Annotated in this window: 26 protein-coding genes, 1 tRNA gene and 3 pseudogenes; 22 read left to right on the top strand and 8 right to left on the bottom strand. The window is 44.0% G+C overall.

The window, feature by feature from the left end; genetic code table 11:
* Positions 1–330: 330 nt before the first annotated feature.
* From ACO1B7_RS01750 to ACO1B7_RS01735, 4 genes are all read left to right on the top strand, one after another.
* Positions 331–1,293, top strand: coding sequence for an AAA family ATPase (locus ACO1B7_RS01750; protein ID WP_420937424.1), 963 nt, complete (start codon positions 331–333; stop codon positions 1,291–1,293).
* Between the two features lie 12 nt (positions 1,294–1,305).
* Entirely contained in the window at positions 1,306–2,211 is a 906-nt protein-coding gene (locus ACO1B7_RS01745) for a DUF58 domain-containing protein (RefSeq protein WP_420937423.1), read from the top strand.
* A 13-nt stretch (positions 2,212–2,224) separates the two neighbouring features.
* The gene (locus ACO1B7_RS01740; RefSeq protein ID WP_420937422.1) at positions 2,225–4,219 is read left to right on the top strand and encodes a transglutaminase TgpA family protein; all 1,995 of its coding nucleotides are present in this window, start codon (positions 2,225–2,227) and stop codon (positions 4,217–4,219) included.
* 47 nt (positions 4,220–4,266) lie between these two features.
* Positions 4,267–4,343, top strand: a tRNA-Val gene (locus ACO1B7_RS01735).
* Between the two features lie 793 nt (positions 4,344–5,136).
* Here ACO1B7_RS01735 and ACO1B7_RS01730 read toward each other — a convergent pair.
* Complete coding sequence (locus ACO1B7_RS01730) at positions 5,137–5,379, bottom strand: hypothetical protein (protein ID WP_420937421.1); 243 nt, start codon at positions 5,377–5,379, stop codon at positions 5,137–5,139.
* 465 nt (positions 5,380–5,844) lie between these two features.
* On the opposite strand from ACO1B7_RS01730, the gene arsC reads away from it, so the two are divergent.
* The 8 genes from arsC (at position 5,845) to ACO1B7_RS01690 (ending at position 11,796) form a co-directional block, all read left to right on the top strand.
* Complete coding sequence (arsC, locus tag ACO1B7_RS01725; protein WP_420937420.1) at positions 5,845–6,279, top strand: arsenate reductase (glutaredoxin); 435 nt, start codon at positions 5,845–5,847, stop codon at positions 6,277–6,279.
* A gap of 286 nt (positions 6,280–6,565) precedes the next feature.
* The gene (locus ACO1B7_RS01720; RefSeq protein ID WP_420937419.1) at positions 6,566–7,585 is read left to right on the top strand and encodes a permease; all 1,020 of its coding nucleotides are present in this window, start codon (positions 6,566–6,568) and stop codon (positions 7,583–7,585) included.
* Between the two features lie 19 nt (positions 7,586–7,604).
* Positions 7,605–7,844, top strand: coding sequence for a thioredoxin family protein (locus ACO1B7_RS01715; protein ID WP_420937418.1), 240 nt, complete (start codon positions 7,605–7,607; stop codon positions 7,842–7,844).
* Between the two features lie 192 nt (positions 7,845–8,036).
* Positions 8,037–8,357: a metalloregulator ArsR/SmtB family transcription factor gene (locus ACO1B7_RS01710; protein WP_005093699.1), complete on the top strand. Its 321-nt coding sequence runs from the start codon at positions 8,037–8,039 to the stop codon at positions 8,355–8,357.
* Positions 8,358–8,363: 6 nt separating this feature from the next.
* Positions 8,364–8,837, top strand: coding sequence for an arsenate reductase ArsC (locus ACO1B7_RS01705; protein ID WP_074382687.1), 474 nt, complete (start codon positions 8,364–8,366; stop codon positions 8,835–8,837).
* Positions 8,838–8,842: 5 nt separating this feature from the next.
* Entirely contained in the window at positions 8,843–9,883 is a 1,041-nt protein-coding gene (gene arsB / locus ACO1B7_RS01700) for an ACR3 family arsenite efflux transporter (RefSeq protein WP_004730035.1), read from the top strand.
* A 4-nt stretch (positions 9,884–9,887) separates the two neighbouring features.
* Positions 9,888–10,592, top strand: a complete 705-nt coding sequence (gene arsH, locus ACO1B7_RS01695; RefSeq protein ID WP_004280163.1) for an arsenical resistance protein ArsH — start codon at positions 9,888–9,890, stop codon at positions 10,590–10,592.
* A gap of 142 nt (positions 10,593–10,734) precedes the next feature.
* The gene (locus ACO1B7_RS01690) at positions 10,735–11,796 is read left to right on the top strand and encodes an ArsO family NAD(P)H-dependent flavin-containing monooxygenase (protein ID WP_420937417.1); all 1,062 of its coding nucleotides are present in this window, start codon (positions 10,735–10,737) and stop codon (positions 11,794–11,796) included.
* 114 nt (positions 11,797–11,910) lie between these two features.
* Here ACO1B7_RS01690 and ACO1B7_RS01685 read toward each other — a convergent pair whose 3' ends face one another.
* The 4 genes and pseudogenes from ACO1B7_RS01685 to ACO1B7_RS01670 form a co-directional block, all read right to left on the bottom strand.
* On the bottom strand, positions 11,911–12,894 hold the full coding sequence (locus tag ACO1B7_RS01685) for a potassium channel family protein (RefSeq protein ID WP_420937416.1): 984 nt from the start codon (positions 12,892–12,894) through the stop codon (positions 11,911–11,913).
* 174 nt (positions 12,895–13,068) lie between these two features.
* Positions 13,069–13,215 (bottom strand): annotated as a pseudogene (locus ACO1B7_RS01680) (IS5/IS1182 family transposase); the annotation flags it as partial.
* Positions 13,216–13,539: 324 nt separating this feature from the next.
* Positions 13,540–14,925: a sensor histidine kinase gene (locus ACO1B7_RS01675; RefSeq protein ID WP_420937415.1), complete on the bottom strand. Its 1,386-nt coding sequence runs from the start codon at positions 14,923–14,925 to the stop codon at positions 13,540–13,542.
* Positions 14,918–15,592, bottom strand: coding sequence for a response regulator (locus tag ACO1B7_RS01670; RefSeq protein ID WP_420937414.1), 675 nt, complete (start codon positions 15,590–15,592; stop codon positions 14,918–14,920). The genes ACO1B7_RS01675 and ACO1B7_RS01670 overlap by 8 nt, the downstream gene beginning before the upstream one ends.
* Positions 15,593–15,700: 108 nt before the next feature.
* Here ACO1B7_RS01670 and dsbD point away from each other — a divergent pair, with 108 nt between their 5' ends.
* The 4 genes from dsbD to ACO1B7_RS01650 all read left to right on the top strand — a co-directional run bounded on the left by dsbD (position 15,701) and on the right by ACO1B7_RS01650 (position 19,711).
* Entirely contained in the window at positions 15,701–17,638 is a 1,938-nt protein-coding gene (gene dsbD, locus ACO1B7_RS01665; RefSeq protein ID WP_423089720.1) for a protein-disulfide reductase DsbD, read from the top strand.
* Positions 17,635–18,483, top strand: coding sequence for a prolipoprotein diacylglyceryl transferase family protein (locus ACO1B7_RS01660; RefSeq protein ID WP_420937412.1), 849 nt, complete (start codon positions 17,635–17,637; stop codon positions 18,481–18,483). Before dsbD ends, ACO1B7_RS01660 begins: the two co-directional genes overlap by 4 nt.
* Positions 18,484–18,500: 17 nt before the next feature.
* Entirely contained in the window at positions 18,501–19,241 is a 741-nt protein-coding gene (gene dsbG, locus ACO1B7_RS01655; protein WP_348939813.1) for a thiol:disulfide interchange protein DsbG, read from the top strand.
* A 107-nt stretch (positions 19,242–19,348) separates the two neighbouring features.
* Positions 19,349–19,711 carry a YidH family protein gene (locus ACO1B7_RS01650; RefSeq protein WP_004646570.1) on the top strand — a complete coding sequence of 121 codons (363 nt, stop codon included), beginning with the start codon at positions 19,349–19,351 and terminating at the stop codon, positions 19,709–19,711.
* On the opposite strand, the gene ACO1B7_RS01645 is transcribed toward ACO1B7_RS01650, so the two are convergent.
* The gene (locus tag ACO1B7_RS01645) at positions 19,708–20,028 is read right to left on the bottom strand and encodes an ArsR/SmtB family transcription factor (protein ID WP_004810630.1); all 321 of its coding nucleotides are present in this window, start codon (positions 20,026–20,028) and stop codon (positions 19,708–19,710) included. The two genes, ACO1B7_RS01650 and ACO1B7_RS01645, sit on opposite strands and share 4 nt — an antisense overlap.
* Before the next feature lie 120 nt (positions 20,029–20,148).
* Here ACO1B7_RS01645 and ACO1B7_RS01640 point away from each other — a divergent pair, with 120 nt between their 5' ends.
* The 4 genes and pseudogenes from ACO1B7_RS01640 (at position 20,149) to ACO1B7_RS01625 (ending at position 22,709) form a co-directional block, all read left to right on the top strand.
* On the top strand, positions 20,149–20,565 hold the full coding sequence (locus ACO1B7_RS01640; RefSeq protein ID WP_016659403.1) for a YeeE/YedE family protein: 417 nt from the start codon (positions 20,149–20,151) through the stop codon (positions 20,563–20,565).
* A 1-nt stretch (position 20,566) separates the two neighbouring features.
* The gene (locus tag ACO1B7_RS01635) at positions 20,567–20,983 is read left to right on the top strand and encodes a DUF6691 family protein (protein ID WP_423089719.1); all 417 of its coding nucleotides are present in this window, start codon (positions 20,567–20,569) and stop codon (positions 20,981–20,983) included.
* 2 nt (positions 20,984–20,985) lie between these two features.
* The gene (locus ACO1B7_RS01630; RefSeq protein WP_420937411.1) at positions 20,986–21,858 is read left to right on the top strand and encodes an MBL fold metallo-hydrolase; all 873 of its coding nucleotides are present in this window, start codon (positions 20,986–20,988) and stop codon (positions 21,856–21,858) included.
* Positions 21,859–21,926: 68 nt separating this feature from the next.
* Positions 21,927–22,709, top strand: a pseudogene (locus tag ACO1B7_RS01625) (sulfite exporter TauE/SafE family protein).
* Positions 22,710–22,877: 168 nt separating this feature from the next.
* Here the strand turns inward: ACO1B7_RS01625 and ACO1B7_RS01620 are convergent.
* Positions 22,878–23,408, bottom strand: a pseudogene (locus tag ACO1B7_RS01620) (transposase); the annotation flags it as partial.
* Between the two features lie 220 nt (positions 23,409–23,628).
* Here ACO1B7_RS01620 and ACO1B7_RS01615 point away from each other — a divergent pair.
* Entirely contained in the window at positions 23,629–24,666 is a 1,038-nt protein-coding gene (locus ACO1B7_RS01615) for a metallophosphoesterase (protein WP_420937410.1), read from the top strand.
* 66 nt (positions 24,667–24,732) lie between these two features.
* Here ACO1B7_RS01615 and ACO1B7_RS01610 read toward each other — a convergent pair whose 3' ends face one another.
* Entirely contained in the window at positions 24,733–25,155 is a 423-nt protein-coding gene (locus ACO1B7_RS01610; protein WP_420937409.1) for an OsmC family protein, read from the bottom strand.
* Positions 25,156–25,302: 147 nt separating this feature from the next.
* Here ACO1B7_RS01610 and crp point away from each other — a divergent pair, with 147 nt between their 5' ends.
* Positions 25,303–26,010 (top strand): cAMP-activated global transcriptional regulator CRP, encoded by a 708-nt coding sequence (gene crp / locus ACO1B7_RS01605; protein ID WP_004280141.1) that lies wholly within the window; start codon positions 25,303–25,305, stop codon positions 26,008–26,010.
* Positions 26,011–26,114: the final 104 nt, after the last annotated feature.

Genomic DNA, 26,114 nt, shown 5'->3' with positions numbered 1-26,114 from the left:
TGAGAAAATTTTTATAAAAATCCAGGAAATCGCTTAAGTCTCTATACCTTTTAAGTATGATTTTTTTCAAATAGATAAATGAGCATATGTCGATATTTTGACATTGGAGCGAAAAGAAAAATGATCTCTACAGGTGTCGGCTATTTTGTTTATTTTTCTGTATCCCCCTATGTTTTCCACCTGATCATTTTGACTCTTCTAGTATTTGAACCCTCGTCATTTTCTAGCGAATATTTTTATCCTGTTACACAGACAGATGATTGATCTTTTGGGAAAATTTAAATTTCAGTGTATGTTAATCTTAGGCCATGTTTTATTAAGGAATTTATTGTGATCTGGGGCATGAAACAAAAGGAAAATAACGACATTGCACACATCAATACAGGGCTTGAACAAAAGATTGCAAGTTGTGCACCCAAGATCCAGCGTTTTTTTGAAGAAGTTAATGCCATTGTGTTGGATAAGCAGGCTCAGACCAAACTGGCACTTTGCTGTCTGATTGCAGGTGGGCATGTCTTATTTGAGGATTTACCCGGGTTGGGTAAAACCACATTAGCCAGCAGTCTGGCACATCTAGCAGGGTTGAAGTTCCAGCGGATTCAATTTACCAATGACATGCTGGCCAGTGATGTTATCGGCATTAATATGTTTAACCAGAAAGAACATCAGTTCGAGTTTAAACAAGGCCCAATTTTTACCCAGATTTTACTGGCAGATGAAATCAACCGTTGTAGTCCCAAAACCCAGAGCGCCTTACTCGAGGCCATGGAAGAGGGCTATGCCACCATTGATGGGGTGCGTTATGCCTTACCGAAACCTTTCTGGGTGATTGCCACACAAAACCCGCTGTTTCAAAGTGGAACCTATGCTTTGCCGGAATCCCAACTGGACCGTTTCCTGATGCGTTTGTCTTTAGGTTATCCATCGCGCCATGCAGAAAAACTGTTATTACAGCAGGAATCTCGTTTTGCCCTGATTGCCAGTCTGGCACATATTTTTACTGAAGATGAAATTCTGGATCTGCAAAATCTGACTCATCAGATATTTATCAGTGAAGCTATTCAGGAATATTTGCTCGATCTCGCAGAAAAAACTCGTAAAAGCCGTCATGGACTTTCTACGCGTGGCCTTCTGGCCTTAAAGCGTGCAGCACAAGCGCATGCCCTGATTCAACAACGCGCTTTTGTCACACCGGATGATGTGCAGGCGGTATTTGTCGCGGTGACTTCGCATCGTCTGGGTTTGAGTGAAGCTGAAACGTTTAATGTGATGCAACAGGTTGCGGTCAGCTAAAGGAGTCCTCTCTTGGATAAAACCTGGCAAAAATGGCTGGCCAAACGCTTTCAATTTTCTCAGCAGAAACAGCTCTCGCAGAAAGATGTGCTGGTATTTATTTATCAGCAGGGCTATCTGTATCTGGTTTTGATCTTCATCACCTTTGTGGCGGGGGTGAACTATGCCAATAACCTGATTTTAGGTTTCTGCTTTTTAATCAGTGCTGTGCTGTGTATCAGTTTTTACCTGACTTTTAAGCAATTGCATGACCTGAGAATCGAGTTGATCGCGGATGATGTGGGGCAGGTCGGTCATAGCGTGAATCTACATCTTTATTTTCAACAACAGCAACTTCGCCCGCGTTATTTGTATATCAAAGCAGGGAATCAGCTAGCGAAAGTTTATCTAAATGCAGTAAAACAGCAATTTATCTTACCATTTTATGCAGAGCAACGTGGCAAGTTTGATTATCCGGTGATTCAGATTTATTCGGTTTATCCCTTTGGTCTGGTTCGGGCCTGGACCTATCTTTATCATCAGCATTCGGCTTGGATCGCGCCTAAAGCTGAAGTTTTTACTGCAGAAAATAAATATCATCTCAACCGATTTGAACCAGATATGGATGAGTTTCGTGAATTGCGCAATTACCAGTCAGGCGATTCCTTGCAGGCGGTGTCCTGGAAGCAGTTTGCGCGTGGGCAAGGCTTGTATGTCAAAGTCTTTGAGCAATATCAGGATGAACACAGTATCGAGATTCATTATGCACATATGCCGAGTCAGTCACATGAAGAAAAACTTGAATTTGTGATGGGTCTGGTCGAGCAATGCGAGCAGCAGCAATGTGCGTATAGTCTGCATTTGCCACAGGCCGAATTGCCTCAGGGCGCAGGTGAAGAACAACTGCGGAAAGCCAAACAATTGTTGGCGCAGGCCTAAGGCGGGTAAATTCATGATCAATGCAAAAATCCGGACCTCAATTGTGCTGACTTTGGGCCTGATTCTCATCGCCCAGATGGCATTTATTTCGGTTCTACTCAGTATTATTTTCGCGATTAGTATTGTGTGTATCTGGATTTTCCTGAAACGTCAGCAGCCATTTCCTAAAATGGGTACTTTCCTGCTGACGGCTTTGGCACTCGGCAGTATTTATTTGAGCCATCATAGTTTTATCGGTGTTGAGGCTGGGGTAGCAGTTTTATCTACTTTTTTATTTGCTAAATCACTGGAAAGTAAAAATAAACGTGACCTGATTATTCTGTTTAATTTTGCCCTGTTTGTTGCTGCCAGCTCATTCCTATATAGCCAATCTTTTGGGATGGCGATCGTGATTGTGCTGTGTTTAATCAGCTGTCTGATTGGCCTGTACCGGATTCAGACCAGTGAGTTTGAACAGGAGCAGATCACTCAGCGCGCAGCATTGCAACAGGATGCCAAGCATGTGGGCAAGTTTATCTTGTACGCCGTTCCATTTTTCATTTTGCTATTTATTTTCTTTCCGCGCTTGCCGCCACTTTGGCATATTCCCATTCCTGAAAATAAGGGTATGACCGGCATGAGTGACAGTATGTCACCTGGGGATATTGCCGAATTATCCCAATCTAGTTCACTGGCTTTCCGGATTATTGGTGATGTCAGCAAGCTTCCGCCGCGCTCAGAACTCTATTGGCGAGCTTTAGTGCTAGATGAATATGATGGGCAACGCTGGACCAGCAGTTTCGTCAATCAGCAGCCTTTAATGCGACAACCGATGGATACTTCACCCGTACCTACAGGCTGGAACTACCAATATTTGGCTGCGGATCCTTCGGTGTTCTGGATCATGGGGTTGGAAAAATCGATACCTGTGGAACGCCGTTATTATAACCGTCAGGATTGGAGCATTGTGCCGAGACGGCTCACGCAACGTGTTGAACCGATTTCGTTACAATGGATCGGGACAGAATATGACCCTCAGACTTTGCCAACGCAATATATCGAGCGAACGAATACCCAAGTGCAGCGCCGGCTTGACCCGCGAGCGCAACAATTAGCACAACGTCTATATGCGCAAAGTGCGGAAGATCCTCGGAGTTATGTACAGAAAGTCTTGAATTGGTATCGACAGAATAACTTTGTTTATACCCTGAAGCCGGGCCAATTGGGGCAAAACCGGATTGATGAATTCCTGTTTAATTCCCGTCAGGGATTTTGTGAACACTATGCCTCGAGTTTTGTGATGCTGATGCGTTATGTCGGGATTCCTGCACGGGTCGTCACCGGCTATCAGGGGGGGGAGTTGGCACCAGATCGCATGACCTGGGAAGTCCGGCAGCTTGATGCGCATGCCTGGACAGAAGTCTGGATTGATCAGAAATGGCAACGCTTTGATCCAACCGCGATGATCGCTCCACAGCGTATAGATGATGGCATGCAAAACCTGCTTTCTCAGGATGCATGGGTATCGGCAAATCAGTCAACCTGGAACTCGCAGCATAATCTATGGATCACCAAACTACGCGTTTGGAGTGATTATGCCAGCTACCAATGGCAAAGTAAGGTGGTGGGTTATAATGCAGAATCACAACAAAACTGGTTATCAAAATTAGGCCTCGGTTCAGTTTATTCGAGTGTCATAATTTTACTGGGCAGTATTGCGCTATTGATTTTGGCCTATATCTTCAGAATTTATCTAAAAGCCCGACAGGCGCAACCTCCATTTGATCGTGCGATTCAACAGCTGAATCAATCTTTAGCTGACGATCTCAAAAAGCTGCCTGCTGAAACTTTTCATCACTGGATGCAGCGTTTATCCCAACAGGTTCAGGTTGAAAACCAGACAGCATTTATTCAAGCCATCCAGATCTTTGAAAAAAATCTTTATTCGGGAACCTCAATAACTGAGCAAGAAGTGAAAAAATTCAAGGATTTGCTTAAAACTTGCGCGAACGTTTTAAAAACTAAATGAAAAGGCTTGTTTTCGGTCGGAAAAATTTATAATATGCCAAGCATTCTAGGTGTATAGCTCAGTTGGTTAGAGCGCTACGTTGACATCGTAGAGGTCTCCAGTTCGAGTCTGGATATACCTACCAAGATTACTTTTTATACAGCTTTCTATAAGGTTGTATAAAGCAAAAAACCTCCTGAATTCAACGATTTAGGAGGTTTTTTTGTTTCTGGTGGTTTGGTATGTTTCTACAAAACTGACGCTAGCTTGTATCACTGTCTAATAATCTAACTCGGTGATACAAGGTGAAGCGCATATTTCGGACCGTATTGTCTGATTGAACAGATACTTTCTTCGCGGCGGTAAAAATCCTTAAGGGGTCTGACAGCAGTGGTGGATTCAGATAATTTTTGAAGGACGCCAGACTTAAACCGCACGTCTCATTTTTATCTTCTAGACAGCAGCTCAAGGCGGTATCCAGTGCCACGTGAGGAAACTGTACCTAGTGACAGCTTGCCGAATCCAACAGCCTGGAGATCTCGGAATATTGCCCTGTAAAGCCCATTTTCCTGAAGACCACCCTGAGATAGTCGAAAGCATTCATGCGTACAGGTAGGGACTTTATAAGGTAACGAACCAGCCAAAGCTGGCTGATCCTGTCCAGAACCAGTGTGCGTGATTTTCTCAGCGGAGCATTGTGATCATACAGATCTCCATAGTCTGGAGATAAAGGTGTCAGGAACAGCACTTCAGATCCAGGGCCTTGAGATATTGAATGCTCAAATCTTCCTTTAACTGTTCCAGTAAGGCATCTAGGCTATGGGGCGTGGAGATTCCGGAAAACAGAATGTTGGAGATCAGTACATTGCCAATGATCTCCTCATCAGAGAAGTACTGTGCCGTATTCCAGTAGCGCCAGATCTTCTGATGAATCAGGCTCACATAACTGGATCGTTGCAGCCATTCCCTTCAATGCTGAGCAACTGTTTGCAGGGCAGATCCAGCTCTAGGTCATATCGTTGATTAAACAGCATGATCTGCTTGCGGTAGCAGTGATACAGCATTTTCTTATGACGAACAGAGCTGGCTTTATTCTCAATAGCATCTTCTACGGTTTGCAGCATCGCAAGATGTTGTTGATGCTGATACGCCTCAAAGAAGGAAGGTAAGAGCAGATGCATCTGAATAAATGTTTATGCCTGCAGAATTTCGTCCTGTATGACTTTTTTACGTTGGTCGCTACGGCGCTCGCTTGCGAACTTAAGGTTTTTTGACATGGGACTTTTATAATTTTTATAACCAGTCTTCATGATAAAAGTAAATTGTGGGTCATAACCGTTTGATCAAAAACCTAGGAATAAACTACAGGATTTGTGTTGGAAAAGTCGCAGTTTTTATAGGGCTAAGTGCAGAATTAAAACGGATTAAATTTCTTAATAATCTGAAAAATAATAGTTTTTACTTAGAAAATCTCTTTGATTTTTAGCCATATTGTATTTTTTTTCTTAAGTTAATTGATGATATGCCCTACTTTTTCAGCACATATCAATCCATTTAAAAGCTTCCTTAGAAAATCTTATATTTTATATTGCGAATATGCGTATATTCATATATAAAACTATGATTCATTGATAAGGGTAAAGCTCATGAATCAAATGCCAAAAGTGCAAATTTATCATAACCCGGCCTGTGGCACCTCACGCAATACGCTGGCTTTAATTCGCAATGCGGGAATTGAGCCTGAAGTGATCGAATATCTAGTTACGCCTCCTTCTCGTGATGAGCTGATTCAACTGATTTCTGATGCAGGTTTATCGGTAAGAGATGCGCTCCGTAAAAATGTCGATCCCTATACCGAGCTGAATCTAGATGATGCCGGCTGGAGCGATGAGAAACTGCTTGATGCCATGCTGCAACATCCGATCCTGATCAACCGCCCGTTGGTGGTTACCGAGCTTGGAACCCGATTATGCCGCCCATCGGAAGTGGTACTGGATATTCTGCCTTCGCCACAATTAAAAGCCTTTGCCAAAGAAGACGGTGAAATCATCGTGGATCAACAGGGCAATCGGGTAAAATAAAGTGTCCCCCCTACGAAAAAGCTTCAACTTGATTGGAGCTTTTTTATCTGAAAAACACATGGACGATGATCCATATCATTTACATACTGAATGAAATAGGTTCTTGAAGGATAAAGGAATTGGATCATCAGCAGGCAGTTTCCCCGTATCAGGTTTTGACAGAGAGTACCATTTTTCAAATCTTACACAGGCTACCGACTGGAAACTGTTGCGCAGGTCAATGGTTCAAAAATCTGCCGATGAGTGCATCGACCTGATCTCATCCCCCTAAAACCAGGAGCTTTAAATGGAAAGCATAATCGCGATTTTTGCCTGGCTGAATGATGTGCTGCTTAAAATGACCTGGCTCTCGGAAGGCGTGCGCTGGCTGGTCGAAAATGTCTTCGGTTTATCGGTGGTGACCCGGCTCGGTGGCAGTATTCACTTCTTTATTTATGATGTTTTTAAGATCTTTATTCTGCTCTCAGTCCTGATCTATAGCCTGTCGTATATCCAGAGTTATTTTCCGCCTGAACGCACCCGGCAGATTCTGGGACGCATGACCGGGATCAAAGCCAATATCATGGGGGCCTTGCTCGGCACCATTACCCCATTTTGTTCCTGTTCTTCCATTCCGCTGTTTATCGGTTTTACCCGTGCCGGACTGCCTGTGGGGGTGACCTTTTCCTTTCTGATTTCATCTCCCTTAGTCGATCTGGCTTCGATTATTTTATTGGCCAGTATTTTTAACTGGAAAATTGCCATGATCTATGTGGTTCTTGGTCTGATTTTGGCAGTTATTGGTGGATCACTCATCAGCTTTTTCAAAATGGAAAAGTATGTCACTGAATTTGTTACGCAAAATAGTACAGCTCAGGGTGATGAAGATTTTAAAATGTCTGCGAAAGAGTGCCGGGAATTTGCCTGGGAACAGGTGGTGGAAATCTTTAGCAAGGTCTGGATGTATGTGTTGATTGGGGTAGGAATTGGTGCGGCAATTCATAACTGGATTCCTGAACAGTGGATTACCGCCTTGCTTGGTCAGGAACACTGGTATTCTGTGCTGATTGCTACAATCGTAGGCATACCGATGTACGCGGATATCTTTGGCACTTTGCCGATTGCAGAAGCTTTGGTGGCGAAAGGCGTGGGGCTAGGGACGGTATTGGCCTTTATGATGGCGGTAACAGCACTTTCCCTGCCATCCCTGATCCTGTTAAAACAGGTGGTGAAAACCCGCTTATTGAGCCTGTTTATAGGGATCGTTTTTGTGGGAATCTTGATTATTGGCTATAGCCTGAATACTTTGGGTAACTGGTTTTTATAAAATGTATGGAGAATAGAAGATGAAAATTAAAGTCTTGGGTACAGGCTGCCGTAAATGTAAGGCCCTGTTGGCTGCAACTGAAGAAGCAGTGAAAAGCACCGGTGTCAAAGCGGACATTGAGTATGTCACGGATATGATGCAGATTGCCGAAACCGGACTGTTAAGCACACCGGGTCTGATGATTGACAGTAAAATCGTATCCAGTGGTAAAGTTCTGGAAGCTCAGGCTATCGCGGAACTGATCGAGAAAAATAAATAACTTCAAAATTAAAGTTGTAGCGAAGAAAACCAGTGGTTCAAGTCGCTGGTTTTTCTATATTGGAAGAAGAGGGAAACTGTTAAATCCAGCGCTTTCTGGCTGTGATATCCTGATCCAGATATAATTTTTCACTTGTACTATTTACTATATATATGGATATGTATATATTTGCATAATAGAAGGGGAGCAGCTATGGACCACGTTCAGTTTTTTAAATGTTTATCTGATGAAACACGTCTCAGTATTGTCCTGCTGATTGCGGAAAATAAAGAGCAATGCGTCTGTGATCTGACCGATAAACTGCAGTTAAGCCAACCAAAAATTTCACGGCATTTGGCCTTGTTGCGGTCTTGCGGTCTGCTCAACGATCGTCGGCAAAGCCAGTGGGTGTACTACAGCCTCAATCCGCAATTACCGGCCTGGTGCTTTGAAATTCTGGACGTACTGAAACGTAGTGACGTTCCGGTTTTATTTGATTCTTCCGCTCTATCGATTCAGAGCCATTGCGAGTAAGTTTTCATGAAATTTTTGTTTTTATGCACGGGGAACAGTTGCCGCAGCATTCTATCTGAAGTGTTGTTCAATAGCCGTGCGCCAGAAGGCTGGGTCGCTTACAGTGCTGGCAGCAAACCTTCCGGTCAGGTGCATCCCTTGACGCTTGAAACCCTGCACAATCTGGGCTTGTCGACTAAAGGCTTATCCAGCAAGACGATTGATGCCTGTGAACAGTATCAGCCAGACGTGGTGATTACCGTCTGTGATGCGGCTGCACAGGAAGCGTGTCCTCTTTATCTTGGCGGAGCGATCAAGGCGCACTGGGGCCTGTCTGATCCGTCACATTTAGAGGTGGATAAAGAAGAAAAAATGCAAGCCTTTATGAACACTGTTGAACATATCAATCGTCGCCTGGATACTTTGTTTAAACTTAACGTAGATGAACTTTCTCGCTCACAATTGATTGCAGCGATTAATCAAATTTCGAATGTTGAGTAAGTCACATGTCTGAAAAACGCATGTCCTTTTTAGATCGCAACCTGACGCTGTGGATTTTTATTGCCATGGCGTTAGGCATCGCAATAGGAAACTTTTTTCCTCAAGCATCGGTTGCTCTGGATCAATTCAGTATTAATTCAGTCAATATTCCAATCGCGATTGGTCTGATTCTGATGATGTATCCACCCCTGGCAAAAGTGGATTATGCGACCTTGCCACAAGTGTTTAAGGATAAAAAGACCCTGACGCTATCTTTAATTCAAAACTGGTTGATTGCTCCGGTACTGATGTTTGCGTTGGCTGTGATTTTTTTGCATAGCTATCCAGAGTATATGACAGGCGTGATCCTGATTGGTTTAGCTCGATGTATCGCCATGGTATTGGTGTGGAATGGTCTGGCCTGTGGTGATAACCAATATGTTGCAGCATTGGTGGCGTTTAACAGTATTTTCCAGATTTTATTCTTCAGTACCTACGCCTGGTTATTCCTGACCTTCCTTCCGCCATATTTTGGTATTGAAGCTCAAGTGATCAATGTTAGCTTCTGGACCATTACCCATGCTGTTCTGGTTTATCTTGGAATTCCGTTCTTATTGGGTTTCTTAACGCGCTTAATTTTGGTGAAACAAAAAGGCGTGGAATGGTATCAAACCAAGTTCATTCCAAAAATCAGCCCGCTGAGTTTAATGGCTTTGCTGTTTACGATTTTGGCGATGTTTAGCTTAAAAGGGGGTGATGTTGTGAGTCTTCCACTGGAAGTTTTACGCATTGCGATTCCTTTAATCATTTACTTTGTGGCCATGTTCTTTATTAGCTTCTTTATGAGTAAATGGATGGGCAATGATTATCCAAAAACTGCTGCAATCTCATTTACTGCTGCTGGAAATAATTTTGAATTATCACTTGCAGTCGCTATTGCAACTTTTGGTATCGCTTCGCCAGTTGCTTTTACCACGATTATTGGGCCATTGGTTGAAGTACCTGTGTTAATTGCTTTAGTGAGTGTTTCACTGTGGCTAAGAAAGAAATATTTTAAAGAGGCTTGATCCGATGAACCTGCCTAACGTAGATCCAAATCTTATTGAACAACCCACCTTTGAAAAAGTCCAAGCCAAAGAGCTAGCTCATCCTCCTCGGATTTTGCTGCTTTATGGTTCTAATCGGGAACGTTCTTACAGTCGCCTTGCAGTTCTTGAAGCCGGTCGAATTCTTGAGTACTTTGGGGCAGAAGTAAAAATCTTCCATCCGAAAGGACTGCCTTTACCGGAAGATGCTGATACTGAACATCCAAAAGTGAAAGAGTTGCATGAACTTTTAGCATGGGCTGAAGGCATGGTGTGGTGTTCACCGGAACGACATGGTTCTATGAGTTCCATCTTTAAATCCCAGATTGACTGGATTCCATTGGCAGGGGGCGCAATTCGTGCCACTCAAGGAAAAACCCTTGCCTTGATGCAAGTCAGTGGGGGATCACAGTCCTTTAACAGCCTAAACCAGATGCGTGTTTTGGGGCGTTGGATGCGGATGATCACGATTCCAAATCAGTCTTCAATTCCAAAAGCATTCCTGGAATTTGAAGAAGATGGACGAATGAAGCCATCGGCATTCTATGACCGGATTGTCGATGTGATGGAAGAACTGTATAAGTTTACTTTACTAACCCGTGGGCAAAGTGCTTATTTGACCAACCGTTATTCGGAACGCAAGGAATCGGCTGAAGAGCTTTCCAAACGGGTAAATCAGCGTAGTTTATAAATTCTAGGTGATCAGAGAGACTGAAAAGTATCTTGAGCAATGGAAGGCTAATTTAAACGCTTGAAAATTTTATGAAATACGCCCAGTCTGATAAGCAGGCTGGGTTTTTATTTGATGACAATAAAGAAGGGGGGGGAATATTTTGGCTCAATTACAAGCTGAAGTTGATGTGATCATCATCGGTGCTGGACAGGCCGGTTTGTCCACAGCTTATTTCTTAAAGCGCAAGAACATTCCGTTTATCATCCTGGATGATCAGCCTCAGCCTGGAGGTGCCTGGCAGCATGCCTGGGAGTCCTTGCGTCTTTTCTCCCCGAATAGCTGGAGTTCGCTGTCAGGCTGGATGATGCCGGCGACCGAACAGACCTATCCGACCCGCAATGAGGTGATCGATTATTTGACCGCCTATGAGCAGCGCTATCACTTTCCTGTAGTTCGTCCGGTGCGTGTGGAACGCGTGGAAAGTAAGGGCCAGTATTTAGAGGTTTATGCCGGGGAACAATCCTGGAAAGCCAAAGCGGTGGTAAGCGCTACAGGGACATGGAGCCAACCATTTATTCCCGAGTATGCCGGCCGTGAGCATTTTCAGGGCGTACAACTGCATTCCGCAGATTATAAAAATGCTGAGTTATTTAAAACCAAGAAAGTCATGGTGGTGGGTGGCGGTAACTCTGGTGCACAAATCTTGGCAGAAGTATCTCAGGTGGCCGAAACGCTTTGGATCACCCAGACACCACCGCAATTTCTGGCAGATGATGTCGATGGCCGTGTCCTGTTCTTAAGGGCGACCGAGCGTTTGAAAGCCCAGCAGCAAGGCAGAAAGATCGAGCAGCCCATTGGTGGTCTGGGCGATATTGTCATGATTGATTCAGTCAAAGAGGCACGTGAGCGAGGCGTTTTACAGAGCAAGCGTCCATTTTCGTCTTTTACCGAACATGGCGTGAGGTGGGAAGATGGCAGCACCGCGCAAGTGGATGCAGTGATCTGGTGTACCGGATTTAAGGCGGCGCTGAATCATCTTAGCAGCCTCGGGATTATCCAGCAGGACCAGACCATCGCAGTGAAGGATGGCCGCTCGGTTCAGCTGCCGAATTTATGGCTGGTCGGTTATGGTGAATGGACCGGTGCTGCTTCGGCAACGCTAGTCGGTGTTTCCCGAACAGCCCGGGCAGTGGCGGAAGACATCGCTGCATTTTTGGCCTGAGATGATTTGATCCTGCTCTAAATGAGCAGATGGAGTGAATAGCATCGGCCTGCAACAAGTATCATATCCTGTGGGCTGATGCTGGTGATGATACGCTTGTATTGCCGTTCGAATTTAATCAGGTAACTTATGCCCACAGTGCGGACAAAAGAAATATTTATTTTTTTCCTGCTCGAGTTGTTCTTTCTTGCGCTCATGAATAAGTTCTAACAGAATATCCTGCATTTGCTCTGTGCTTAGCCCGACTTCTTTACGTAAAGTTTCAATTTTTTCTTGATCTTCAATCAAGTCAATTTCTGCGTCATCGAGCAGTTCACGAAATCTTAATTCCAGCTTGTGCTTGCGTTGTCTCAGCTCATTTGCCAGACCATTTGCCAGAATACCGGCGGGAAGTGCAGCCAGACCCACCCCTAAAATGGTAATTAAAGCCCCCAGAAAGCGGCCTAAGGGGGTGATTGGTGTCACATCGCCATAGCCGACTGTGGTCAGCGTCACCACTGCCCACCACATGGACGCAGGGATGGAGCTAAAGACTTCCGGTTGCGCCTTGTTTTCAACCACATATACCCCAGCCGCCGCGATGATGATCATGATCAGCAGGATAAAAATAACCGCCTGAAATGAGCCCTTTTCGCGCTTGATCACCCGCAATAAAATTTGCAGGGAGACAAAATAACGGGTCAATTTGAGTAATCTGAATAATCGAAGGATTCGCAGGTAGCGTAAATCGAGATGTACAAAGAAATTAATATAGGCTGGGAGAATCGCCAACAGGTCAATGATGGCACCGCCACTGCGGATCCATAACCATCGGTTTTTCCATGCACCTTCAAAGGAGTCTTTTTCGGCAATGGCCCAAAATCTTAATAAATATTCCAGGGTAAAAATAAAAATCGAGAATAATTCAAAGGCATCAAACAGCAGCTGATAGGATTGATAGAGGTCATTGATCGATTCAAGTAAAATAGCAGCAGTATTCCCAATAATCAATATAATCAGAAATATATTGATGATACGACTTAAGATGCTTTCGTGTTCTTCATTATGCAAATTGTCATAAATAAATCTGCGAAGCTTATACCAGGCCTTGAATTCCATAACAGTGCATTACGGTGCGATAAGATGCTTTGAGTTTAGCGCAAGCCTGGGCATCAAAAGGAAATTTTTAAAAAATTAATCAGAACTGTGGGGCGGTGATTATCCTGGATTTTTAGGGCTAAAGCGAGTGTGCACGACTCTAAAATACCCAAAGCGTTCTTGTAAATCTCGCTACAGAATACTTGAACGATACCGATACAATACTGCTTCAACAAATAGTCTGTTGTCTTTGGCAGTTACTCAAACAGTACTTGCTCGTCTGGGTAACAGATCCTTAATCTGTTCCCACTGATCATCTCTTAATGCATAGCGTTTAGTCATGAAAAAATAATGAGGACAGATTAGATTTTCTCAAGCTAATTGATGATAGGCCCTAGTTGCATCAAGTGATCTTTTACCTCTGGCGTTTTTGTTTTCATAGAGGGGTTTTATTATTTTTATACTTGTCTCTATGCTAAAAATTAAAACTGTGTTGTGATCGCCTGATCAGAACATTGGGAATACATCGAGGGTTTTTGTTGGAAAAAGTGTGTTTTTAAAAAATAAGAAAGAATGATTTAAAATAGTAAGTGTTAGATAGTTTCTTGAAAATTCGATATTTTTATCAATAGAAATTTCTTTGGTTTTTAGCCATATTGTATTTTTTTATGTCCAAGCTTGCAGGTCACGCTTAGACACGCCGTACTTGATTTCAATGCGGAGCCCATAGGGTCGAAGGGCATTGAAAGAGAGCTGGTAGCCATACTGTTTTAACAGGTTAGCGGTCAATGCCAGTCCCAGACCATGGCCATGCTGCTGAGCAGATTTGCGCCAGAAGCGTTGTCCTAAATGTTGGATATCCTCGGCTGTAAGTTGTTGTCCATCATCTTCAATTACCAGGTAATCAGACTGCATGGAAATCCAGATATGGGCAGCTTGTGCATGTAGCAGTGCATTTTCAAGCAGATTTTTCAGTACCGTATACAGCACAAATTCAGGTAGCTGAATTTCGCCTAGACTTTCCCAGTCTACCTGTATTTTTTCATTCATTTCTGGATAGCGTGTACTTAAGTCTGCAAGCACCTTCTCAAGCGTGGGGCGAAGCCAGATGGCTTCAGGCATTGCTTGGATACTGTTTTCTGATTGGGTCAGCAATAAAAGCTGCTCGAGTAACAGCGTATAACGCCGGATACTCTCATTGGCCTGCTGCAAATTGTGCTGAATGGATTCAGGCAGGTGCTGCTGCTGACCGATCAGCTGGGCCAGTTGTACATGGGTTTTAATTGCGGTCAGGGGACTGCGTAATTCATGTGCAGCATAGGCACTAAAGGCTTTCTCCTGTTGCAGACTGTCATTGAGTTTCTGAATCAACTGTGTGGAATTGTTGACAAAAGGCTGTACTTCCTGAGGAATGCTTGCAGGCTTGAGCTGCATTAAAAAATCTGCCGCCTCTGAATAGCTAAGGTTTTTCTGGTTCAGGTATTGACTGAGCTGATCCAAAGGCCGGAACTGTCTGCGGATAATAAAGATGATCAGGGCAATACAGATCAACAATGAGAAGATCAAGGGAACCAGTACGGACTGCAGGATCTGCTGTAGTAAGGTATCCCTCAACAACATGCGTTCTGCCGCCACCACCTGAATATCACCACGACGCAGGACATAACTGCGCCATTCCGTATCACCCTGCTGCCAGGTGCTGAATCCTTCTGGTCGCTGGCTTAAATTTTTGGGGGCACCGCGTGTTTTGGCAATCACCTGATTGCCTACCGAGATGTCAGAGCTAAAAAGAGAAACTTCACAGGCAATTAGCTGGTTTGCATCATCATTCTTGGCTAATTTGGATAAGGTTGCATCCCCCAGACTATCCAGCGGTAACTGCTGAATCAGCCGGGCAACCATTTGCGCAGATGCCGATAAGCGTTGATCCAGCGTGTCTTGTAAGCGTTGTTTCAGGTCAATATACAGCCATGAAAATACCGCACTCCACAGCACAATAAACACGGCCAAAAGACTCATGACCAAACGCCATTTCAAGCTGTGACTAAACATGACGATGCTCAAACGGTTTGAAAATATATCCCACACCGCGAACGGTCTGAATCAAGTCTGGATGCAGTTTTTGTCTCAGGTGATAAATGTGTACATTCAGGGCATTGCTCTCGATAGCGTCCTGAAAACCATAGAGCTTGTCAATAAGCTGTTCATTTTTCAGGATCTGGTTGGGGTGGCTCATCAGGGTTTCCAGCAGGCTGAATTCACGGCGAGATAAATTTACGGTCTGGTCTTGATAGGTCACAGTCTGGGTATCCCGGTTCAGAACCAGTTCATCAAATTGCAGTGTATTCGAGGCAAAGCCGCGGTGGCGACGGGTGAGGGCATGAATCCGGGCAATCAGTTCATCCAGTTCAAAGGGTTTGGTCAGGTAGTCATCGGCACCGGCATTCAGGGCCTGAACACACTGATCGGTCCGTAGCCGCGCCGTCAATACCAGTACCGGGAGATCAATCTGGTCGCATCGCCAGCTATGCAGCAGCTCCAGGCCATCCTGATCCGGCAGGCCTAAATCCAGTAAACACAAATCGACTGCACTATGCCGAATAAAATAATCTGCAGCACGTGCGTGACTGACATGCTCCACTGAAATATTCAGATAGTTCAGAGCAGCACAAATGCTCTGTGCGATATAGGGATCATCCTCAACCAATACAATAAACATAGAACATCCTGATCAAACTGCCATTATTTTATAAATGATTTGGGCTGTTAATGTTGCCTTAATTTTAGTTTTTCAATAATACAGTCCTAACAGGAGGAGAGCAGCTGGATGTTGAAGTGGATATTGGGTGCCGTGATTGGTGGTGGAATCATGACGGGAACTGCACATGCCGACTTTTTACCACCAGATCAGGCATTTCAGTTTCAGGTGGTTTCTACAAGTCAGGATCAGGCAGAGCTTAGCTGGAAAATCGCAGATGGTTATTATCTGTATCATGACCAGCTTAAAGTGTCTTCTCAGCAGACCCCAGTCAAGTTGGCATTGCCCAAACCTGAAGACAAAGATGATCCCAATTTCGGTTTGACTCAGGTGCATTATGGGCAAGTCAAAACCAATATGAATGTCCAGCCCAACCAGCAGTTTGCGGTGCAGTGGCAGGGCTGTGCAGAAAGCGGTTTATGTTATCCGGTGCAACGCACCACAGTAAAAACTGATGCAGATGGTTTATTTCCAGCGCAAAACCTGAGCAAAACACCAAAACTGCTGGCCAGCACTGCACAGCCAGAAGCAAATGACAAGATTCTGACCGCCCAGAAAGATAAACTAGAGGCTATAGGGAAAATTCCAAGTGCAGATCAAGCACTGACTGAAGAAAAGGTGGAGAAAGTGCAAGTCGCTGCAGTTTCCGACCCTGTGGTGCAGCCTGAGACGGGATTAGCAGAGAAAAACGACCAGCTCATTGCAGACCCTAAAAATCAAACTTCGTCAGCAGGCATGAATAGCCAGTGGAACAATGACCAGTATTTTTTAAGTTTGCTGTCGGAACAAGGTCTGTTAATTAATGCACTGATTTTTCTCGGGCTTGGCATTCTGCTGGCATTTTTATCGTGTTCTTTACCTTTAATTCCAATTTTAACGGGAATTCTGGTCCAGCAGCACCGGGGCTACCGTGCTGCACTGATTGCACTGGTCTTTGTTTTCGGTATGGCACTGGTGTATGCGATCATGGGACTTGCTGTGGCACAGCTCGGTTACAGTTTTCAGCGCTGGTTTCAAAGTCCCGTATTCATCAGTATTTTTAGCATTCTGTTTGTTTTGTTCGCGCTCAATCTGTTTGGAACATTTCAGCTGTCCTTACCCCAAGGAATGTTACAGCGGCTGGATCAATGGCAGCAAAAGCAGAAGGGCGGCACGCTGATTGGTGCTGGTTTCATGGGGATGATCGCCGCACTGATTGTAGGGCCATGTATGAGTGCACCGTTGGCCGGTGCCTTAATCTATGTGTCTCAGCTCAATCAGCCGATACTGGGCGCCAGTTATCTGTTTGTCTTAGGCCTTGGGCTGGGCTTGCCGCTATTTATTGCTGCCGTATTTGGGTCCCATCTTTTACCCAAACCTGGCATCTGGATGGATCGCCTGAAGTTCAGTTTTGGTTTTGTCATGCTGGCTCTGGCCTTGTATTTCGCCCGGCCCCTATTGCCCGGCATTTTATACCTGAGCCTTTTGGGGGTGGTACTGATCACCTGTTCAGGCTACTTCTTGTTCAAGATGCTGCCCCATGTGCATCGGTCTGTATCGAAAATAGTCCTGATGCTGCTCAGTGGTTTACTGGTCTATGCAGGAGGCATACAGCTCTATCATGTCTGGAGTCAGGTACAGGTGGCCCATGTAGAATCACGGCTTGAATGGCAGAAGGTCAGTACAGCCGCAAAATTACAACAGGTTTTAGCCAAACATCCTGCACAGCCGGTGGTGATTGATGTCTATGCAGACTGGTGTGTGGCCTGTCAACCGATTGAAAAGGAAGTGATTCCACGTAGTGATGTCCAGGCGGCTTTACAAAATGTGGTTCGTATCAAATTAGACCTGACCCACTATCATCCAAGTCAGGATGAGCTGCTAAAAGAATGGCAAATCCTCGGTCCACCCACTTTCATATTTTTAAATGCAGCGCATCAGGAGCAGCGTGAGTTGCGCTTGACCGGAAGCTTTAGTGCGGCACATTTACTAGGCACATTGCAGCAACTACAAGGGGAGCAACCATGATGATTTCCAGTGATGCGCTGCATCTGGGACCTTTGATGTTGCCCTGGACACTTATTATTGTTGCCACTGGCTTGATGCTGTTATCTGCCCTCCTGTTTGGATTAGCCAGAAAGTATTCATGGTCTAAACAGCTGCTTGGACAAAGTCAGGATTTGCTCTGGAGCAGTTTTTTGCTAGGGATGCTGGGTGCACGTCTTGTTTTCGTTCTGCTCAATGCCGAGCTGTATTTTGCAGCACCCATCGACATACTGAAAATCCAGGACAAAGGTTTTCATTTATGGGGCGGGGTGCTGATTGGTACTTTGTGGTATGTCATTCGAAACAGACAGCTGCAGACCCGATTCAAAGCCATCTTGTTGCTCATATTGGTACTCTGGATCGGGCTTGGACTCGCGTTCAAATCCAGTCTAAAAACTGAAGCAGCGTTTCCTGATCTAGCCTTTGCTGGACTAGAACAGGAGCGTCTGGGTACAGACAAGATTCCACTCAGCCAATTCATTGGCCAGCCCACGGTAATTAATTTGTGGGCGAGCTGGTGTCCGCCGTGTCATCGCGAAATGCCGGTGTTGGCCAAAGCAGCCAAGCAATATCCTCAAGTGAATTTTGTCATGCTGAATCAGGGTGAGGAGGTAGCCACCGTAAATGCCTATTTAAGAAAACATCAGTTTCAATTTAAACATGTCCTGCTGGACCCATATGGTGAACTGCCACAGCAGATGAATAGTTTTGGCCTGCCAACGACGCTGTTTTTTAATGCTCAAGGCCAGCTGGTCGAGCGGCATATGGGGGAACTCAGTCCGGCTATGTTGCAGCAATATTTAAACAGAATTTCAGATCAACCTTAAAAACGGAAGGACTTAGTATGAACAAAATTTACCGGGTGTTTGGTGCAGGCATGTTCCTGATCATGAGCATGCATACGCAGGCAAATATTAAGCAGAATATTGAAAAACAGGGTTTTGTGTTTGTAAAACAGATTCCAGCACCTCAAGGAATGACTGGCTGGGTGGGGCATGAAGACCAGTACTCCAATACGCTATTTATCTCCAACGATGATAAATATTATATCAAGGGCGAACTGTTTGATGCGCAAGGGAAAAGCCTTTCCAATGAGCAGATTGAAAAGCATATGAAAAAAGCGGTATTGGACGATGTCTGGAAAACCCTGGAAAAATCGACCTGGATTCAGGATGGCAAGCCAGATGCACCACGGGTGGTCTATGTCTTTTCCGATCCCAATTGTCCATATTGCTATAAATTCTGGCAATCGGCTCGGCCTTGGGTCGAATCAGGCAAGGTACAGCTGCGTCATATTCAGGTCGGTGTGATCCGTGAAGAAAGCCGTGGTCAGGTGGCAACATTGTTAATGTCGAAAAATCCAGCAGCAGTTTTTAATGATATAAACAAGAATAAAGGCAAAAAGCAGCTCAAGAAAATGGCAAAGATTCCTGCAGAAATTGCTGCAAAAATTGATGCCAATCAGGCCTTGATGGGGAAATACGGCTTTTTCTCCACACCGTCGATGGCCTGGAAAAACAATCAGGGTGAATTTAAATCTACTCAAGGCCTGGCGATGGATGTCAAGGAAATTTTTGAACAATAATATTTTAACTGCATGATAGAAAAGTAATTTTTACTTAAAACATCTATACATGATAGGGAGACAGATTAACATTGGTGGATAGGTTAAGCATGAAGAGCAGATAAGAAATGTCAAATTTGGATGATCCACGGGTACTGCTTGCTTTGGAACGAACCGCTCTGGCGTGGAACCGGAGTGGTTTGGCATTAATTGCTTTTGGTTTTGTGATTGAAAAATCCAACCTGCTAGTGCAACTGGTGGACCCAGACACTTATGCACAGAAAATAGCTTATTCACAATGGCTGGGAATTGCGGTGATTGTATTTGGTATGTTGGTGAATTTCGCCTCAATCCTGCAATATCGACGGGGTTTGACATCACTGCGACCGCCGGAATTTATTGAAGGTTATTACACCCAGTATCCCGTATGGCTAAATCTGTTTACTGCTTTTAGCGGACTGCTTCTGATCATTTCTTTTTGGCTGCACTAAGAAGAGGGCTGGGCGCAATACAGCTCGTACAGCTTTTGCATCAGGCTCAAGACCTTGGGATCACTCAGACGATAGAAAATCTGTTTGCCCTCACGTCGGGTGCCAACCATGTCGGCCTTACGCAGTACAGTCAGCTGTTGTGAAAGTGTAGGTTGATGAATATCGGTAGATTCTTCAATTTCCTGAACATTCATTTCCCCGTCGACTAAGATACATAAGATTTTCAGACGATCAGGATTGGCTAAAACTTTTAGGCATTGGCTGACGAAATCGACCTGTGAAAAATCAATTTTGGCATTTGCAGCAATCATATCCATAAATGTCCTCACAACTTTTGATGTAGCCCGTGCAGTTTACATAATTTACCATAAAACTGCTTGATTATTATTTTTTATTATATAATATAAAAAAGTATATTGTATAGGGATTAATTCATCATGCATGACTTCCTCATCGCATTTATTGGCGGCTTAATGCTCGGGCTTTCCGTAGTTGGTTATCTTTACGTCAATGGCCGTATTGCAGGAATCAGTGGTTTGATTGGGCAGGTATTAAACTCAAAAACCATGTTTAAAACGCCTGCAATCTGGTTTTTATTAGGCTTGATCCTCACACCGTTTATTTATGGTCTGTTTGTACAACCTGAAATCGAATTGAATGCCAGCCCACTGATGATGATTGTGGCAGGTCTGCTAGTGGGCTTTGGGACACGCTTAGGTTCGGGCTGTACCAGTGGTCACGGAATTTGTGGCATCAGTCGCCTGTCTAAGCGTTCTATCATCGCGACCATGACTTTCATGTTTGCAGGTTTTGTCGCTGTTTATATTATCCGTCATATCACAGGAGCATTCTAAAATGAAAAATGTGTTTGCCTTTTTATTTGGTGCGCTGTTCTCTGTGGGATTGATGGTATCGGGCATGTCCAATCCGGAAAAAGTACTCGATTTCCTGGATCTGTTTGGCGATTGGGATGCCAGTCTGGCCTTTGTCATGATGGGCGCGATTGCGGTAGCCTTTATTCCCTTCCAGAAAGCATTACGTACGGCGCAACCGAAAACAGTATTTAATGAACCTATTGATTTACCTAAAAATAATCAGATAGATAAAAAACTGATCACGGGTGCGGTTTTATTTGGTGCAGGTTGGGGCATTGCCGGCATCTGTCCGGCGCCAAGTTTCACCTTGATCGGTTTGAGCCACTATCAAGTGCTCTATTTTATTGTAGCAATGCTGGTGGGTGTATGGATTCACCGTAAATGGTCAGGAGCTTAACGATGTCAAACTTACCTATAGTAAAAGATTTTTTTCACGAAGATACCAATACCTTCAGTTATGTTGTACGTGATCCGGCGACCAAAGCCTGCGCCATTATTGATAGCGTTCTGGATTATGATCCGGCATCAGCAAGTACCTCAACTATTCATGCCGATAAAATTATTGCTTATATTAAAGAGCAGGGTTTAACGGTCGAGTGGATTCTGGAAACCCATGTCCATGCTGATCATCTGACTGCAGCGCAATATCTCAAAGCTGAGTTAGGTGGCAAGATTGCCATGAGCCAGAAAATTGGTATTGTTCAGGAAACTTTTGGCGCGATTTATCATCTGGATATTAAACAATGGAATGCCCAGCAGCTCTTTGATTATTTATTTGAAGATCATGAGTCGTTCCAAATCGGAACATTGAAAGCCTATAACATTCCAACACCGGGACATACTCCCGCTTGCCTGAGTTATGTGATTGGTGATGCGGTTTTTGTGGGTGATACCCTGTTTATGCCAGATTATGGTACAGCACGTTGTGACTTTCCGCGTGGCAGTGCAGAACAGCTTTATGATTCGGTACAAAGCCTGTTTCAGTTGCCAGAAGATACCCGGGTTTTTTTATGTCATGACTATTTGCCTGAAACACGTGAATCCTATGTGTGTGAATCTGATATACAGACACAAAAGACACAGAATATTCATATTCATCAGGGAATCAGTAAAACTGAATTTGCTCAGATGCGAAATCAGCGGGATTCAGGACTGAGTATGCCTAAACTGATTCTACCGGCGATTCAGATCAATATGAAAGCAGGGCAGTTTCCTGAGCCAGAAGAAAATGGTGTTTCTTACCTCAAGCTTCCTCTTAACTACTTCAAATAAGCTTGTGTCGTGATTCAACAAAAAGTTCAACCTTTATTGAATCACTTTTGTGGATAAGGGAGAGGGCGATGTGGGCATTAATACTTGAAGGGCTGGTTATCGGAGTGCTATTGGGTTTGACTGGTGCCGGTGGCGGTATTCTGGCTGTACCGGCACTGATGGCGAGTCAGGGTTGGACCGTGGCCCAAGCTGCGCCGGTGGGATTGCTTGCAGTCACGCTGTCCGCCTTGGTCGGAACGTTCGAGGGTTTGTTCAAGCGTATTGTGCGTTATCGTGCTGCGCTCTGGATCGCGCTGATCAGTATTCCTTCAGCCCGTTATGGCGTACATCTGGCTGATATCGTTTCTCCGGTCTGGCTAACGCTGGCTTTCAGTCTGGTGATGCTGATTGTGGCTTACCGGATCTTCTTTAATAAAGTGACCGATCATGGCAATGCACCGTGCAAGGTCAATCAAACCACCGGTCGTCTGATCTGAAATGTCAAAACTGCTTCGTTCCTAGCAGGTATTGGTGTCGTGGCAGGTTTATTAACCGGTCTGTTGGGGGTGGGGGGTGGTTTTGTCATTGTTCCAGCCCTGCGTAAATTCACCGACCTTGATATGCGCAGTATCGTTGCGACTTCCCTGATGATTATTTTTCTGATTGGTGGGGTGAGTATTTCTGCACACGTGCTGGATGGCTTTCAATATCCTGTTTCGGTTACGCTGACTTTTGTTCTGGCCTGTATTGCGGGGATATTAATTGGACGCAGTCTGATGCAGCGGATTGACAGTAACAAGGTACAGAAAATATTTGCCACTACCGTGGTTGGGGTAGCGATGTATTTAATCTATTCAGCGCTCATGGGCTAAATAGCCAGTTGGAAATTTAAACTCAAACGCTTTCAATCTACCTGAGCATCGTTTATACAAAATATAATTTTAATGGCCGAGGAAGAATGAAAATGATGAAAACTGCAGAGCAATTGATCCAGAATGCAAAAAGCCGGATTCAGGAAGTCAGCGTAAATGAACTGTTTGAAGCGATGCAAAACCATCAACCAATTGCTCAACCATTTTTATGTCAGCAACATGTCCATTCGATAAAGCAGAACAACTAATTTCACCAAATTGGTTCATCACGATATGTAATTTACAGCCATAAAACCAACCCATAGAACTTTTGCCACGTGATGCGATTTGGGCTAATGATTTATGGCATTGAATACGTTGATTTTTACAAACAGGTAGCGTTGTTGAATCAATCTATAAGTATTGTTTATCTTTGCCTTTCATCAAAGCTACATACAGGGCATGTAATGCTAATTCATGCCTATTGATCAAGTGAATCATGCGTTGGCAGCAAGGCAAGTGCTTAAATAAAAAGCTTTTATCCAGCTTTAGCCATGTAAAAAAGGCTTTGAAATTATTGAAATGAGAACATTTGTACCAAATGGTGATAAAGCAGATTTCTGAAATTGTGAGCTGAGCATTTCTGATTCTTAGAGAATGATGACTTTGTTTGAGGAACTTCCAATAAGTTGCTTCAAATTTAAGAAAGAAATCATCAATTAAGCAGAATCGGTACTATTGAACATCAGGACTAGAGTTGTGAGTTTGGTTTGGTAACTCAACTGATGGCTCTAGTCCTCTTATTTTTCAAGTCAATTTCTTATCCGTGATTCGGGTTAAATTATTTAAATGATGATTCATTCTGTATTCAGATCTTCATAAATTTAAAGGATACTTATTAGGGATATATTCTGTTTTAGACTTAATTCAGGATGCATAAATGAAGTACTCATTTATACAGCAGGCTTTCACTGGTCCCGTGGACATCGTAGGGGATATTCATGGTGAGATTGCCGCGCTGGAACAACTGATCCAGGTATTAGGTTATGACCGGAATGGTCATCATCCAGAACAGCGCAAACTAATTTTTGTCGGTGATCTATGTGACCGGGGGCAAGACAGTGTTGCGGTGATCAAACGCGTCAAACAGCTGGTAGATGAAGGCTATGCACAATGTGTGATGGGTAATCATGAATTGAACCTATTGACCGATACTTTGCGGGAAGGCAATGGCTGGTTTTTTGGTTCACCGCATCAGGATGATCTGAAACCTTTTGATTCGATCCAAGCCTCAATCAAAGATCGACAATGGATTCTGGATTTTTTAAATAGCTTACCGTTGGCTTTGGAGTCGGAGCAGCTGCGTGTTGTACATGCCTGTTGGCATCAAGGATCAATTGATCAATTACGCAATTCTGGTTTTACTTCGCTTGGCGAAGCCTATGCTGATTTCGTTCAACATACAGCGCTGGATCTGCAAGCCTTAGGTATTAATGAATTCATCCAGATAGAGCAGCAACGCTACCAACACCAGTTCAAAGACCCGGCTACAACTTTACCTTTATTGCAACATCTCGCAGAAAAAGAGCTACGTGAGCAAATGCACAATCCGATTCGGGTCATTACTTCTGGTGCGGAAAAAATCGCCTTAGAACCGATTTATGCCGGTGGAAGGTGGCGGATGATCGACCGCGTGCCATGGTGGGACAGCTATACCGACCAAATTCCAGTCATTACTGGACATTATTGGCGGAACTTTAAATCTACTGAAGAAAAAACCGGTTTACTCAAATCGATCGATGCACTGCAATGGTATGGACAGCAACAAAACGTATTTTGTGTGGATTATTCAGTGGGTAAACGCTATCTCGATCGTCAACAGGGTGTCGCGTTCAGACATCGACTCGGCGCCTTAAGATTTCCAGAAAATATCTTGAGCTTTGAAGATGGCAATCAGTATTCAGTTCAGCGGTTCTGAGAAAAGGCAATTTTCTGATACAAAAAAAGCAGCTTTTCCAGCCGCTTTTTTTACAGAATCTAGATTTTATTCTGCTTCGATTATTTCATAATCATGGGTGATTTCAACACCGCCATCAGACAGCATTTTGCTGGCAGAGCAATATTTTTCAGCAGAAAGTTCTACGGCTTTTACGACCTGTTTCTCTTTAATCGCTTTGCCGATCACTACAAAATGCAAGTGAATTTTCGTGAATACTGCCGGAATTGTATCTGCACGTTCAGCCTTTAATTCGCAGCGTACATCGGTAATATCCTGACGAGCCTTCTTTAAAATGGTAACAATATCAAAAGACGCACAACCGCCCAAACCCGTTAAAAGCAGTTCCATAGGACGGGGACCACGGTTTTCACCACCGTATTCAGCTGAACCATCCATGATAAGGCTATGACCACTTTGAGTTTTTGCTTCAAAAGCAACATTCTCTAACCAATGAACGCTTGTTTGCATTGCAACTACCTAAAAAAAGCTATAAATTTGTCAAGTAACTGTACACTAACATAAATTGGGTTGATACGGAATTTCAATCCCACTGTGTGACAAGTTCACATTAGGTCTTGTGCGATCTATAAATTATCCATAATCGGAACTGTTAGCATGACTTCAAACTTTTCACAATTAAGCACTGATGCGCTTTCTCCGGGGCAATTACCAGAATCCGTGAAAGCACTGTTAAAACGTGCATATATTAATCGTTATCCAAAACGTACCACGATCATTGATGCAGGATCAGAATCTAAATCTTTATATTTAATTCTGAAGGGGTCTGTATCTATCATTCTTCGTGAAGATGATGATCGTGAAATTGTCGTGGCTTATTTAAATGCGGGTGACTTCTTTGGGGAAATGGGTCTATTCGAGGTTAATCCACAACGTACTGCGGAAGTTCGTACGCGTGATGTGTGTGAAATTGCCGAAATTACCTATGAAAACTTTCACGAAATCAGCAAGCAATATCCTGATCTGAGCTATGCGGTATTTGCTCAATTAGTACGTCGTTTGAAAAATACCACACGTAAAGTTACTGATCTGGCATTTATTGATGTTTCAGGCCGGATTGCACGTTGTCTGATCGACCTGTCTTCACAGCCAGAAGCGATGATTTTGCCGAATGGCCGTCAGATTCGTATTACCCGTCAGGAAATTGGTCGCATTGTTGGCTGTTCCCGCGAAATGGTCGGACGTGTACTAAAAACCCTGGAAGAGCAGGGCATGATCGAAACCGATGGTAAAGCCATCCTGATCTTTGATGCTTCATTAGAAGAAGCATCTGAAGCAGTGGCAGATGGTGCCATAGACGAATAATCCAGATATTAAAAAGCAAATCTTCGGATTTGCTTTTTTTATGCGTCATTACTCAATACATAAAAATTTAGAACAAGCTTCTCAGAAAAGATGATTTAAGTCTC

This window comes from Acinetobacter lwoffii, from assembly GCF_049367455.1.
In the GTDB taxonomy this organism is placed as follows: Bacteria; Pseudomonadota; Gammaproteobacteria; order Pseudomonadales; family Moraxellaceae; genus Acinetobacter; species Acinetobacter lwoffii_W.
This window is presented reverse-complemented; position numbering and strand designations above follow the sequence as displayed.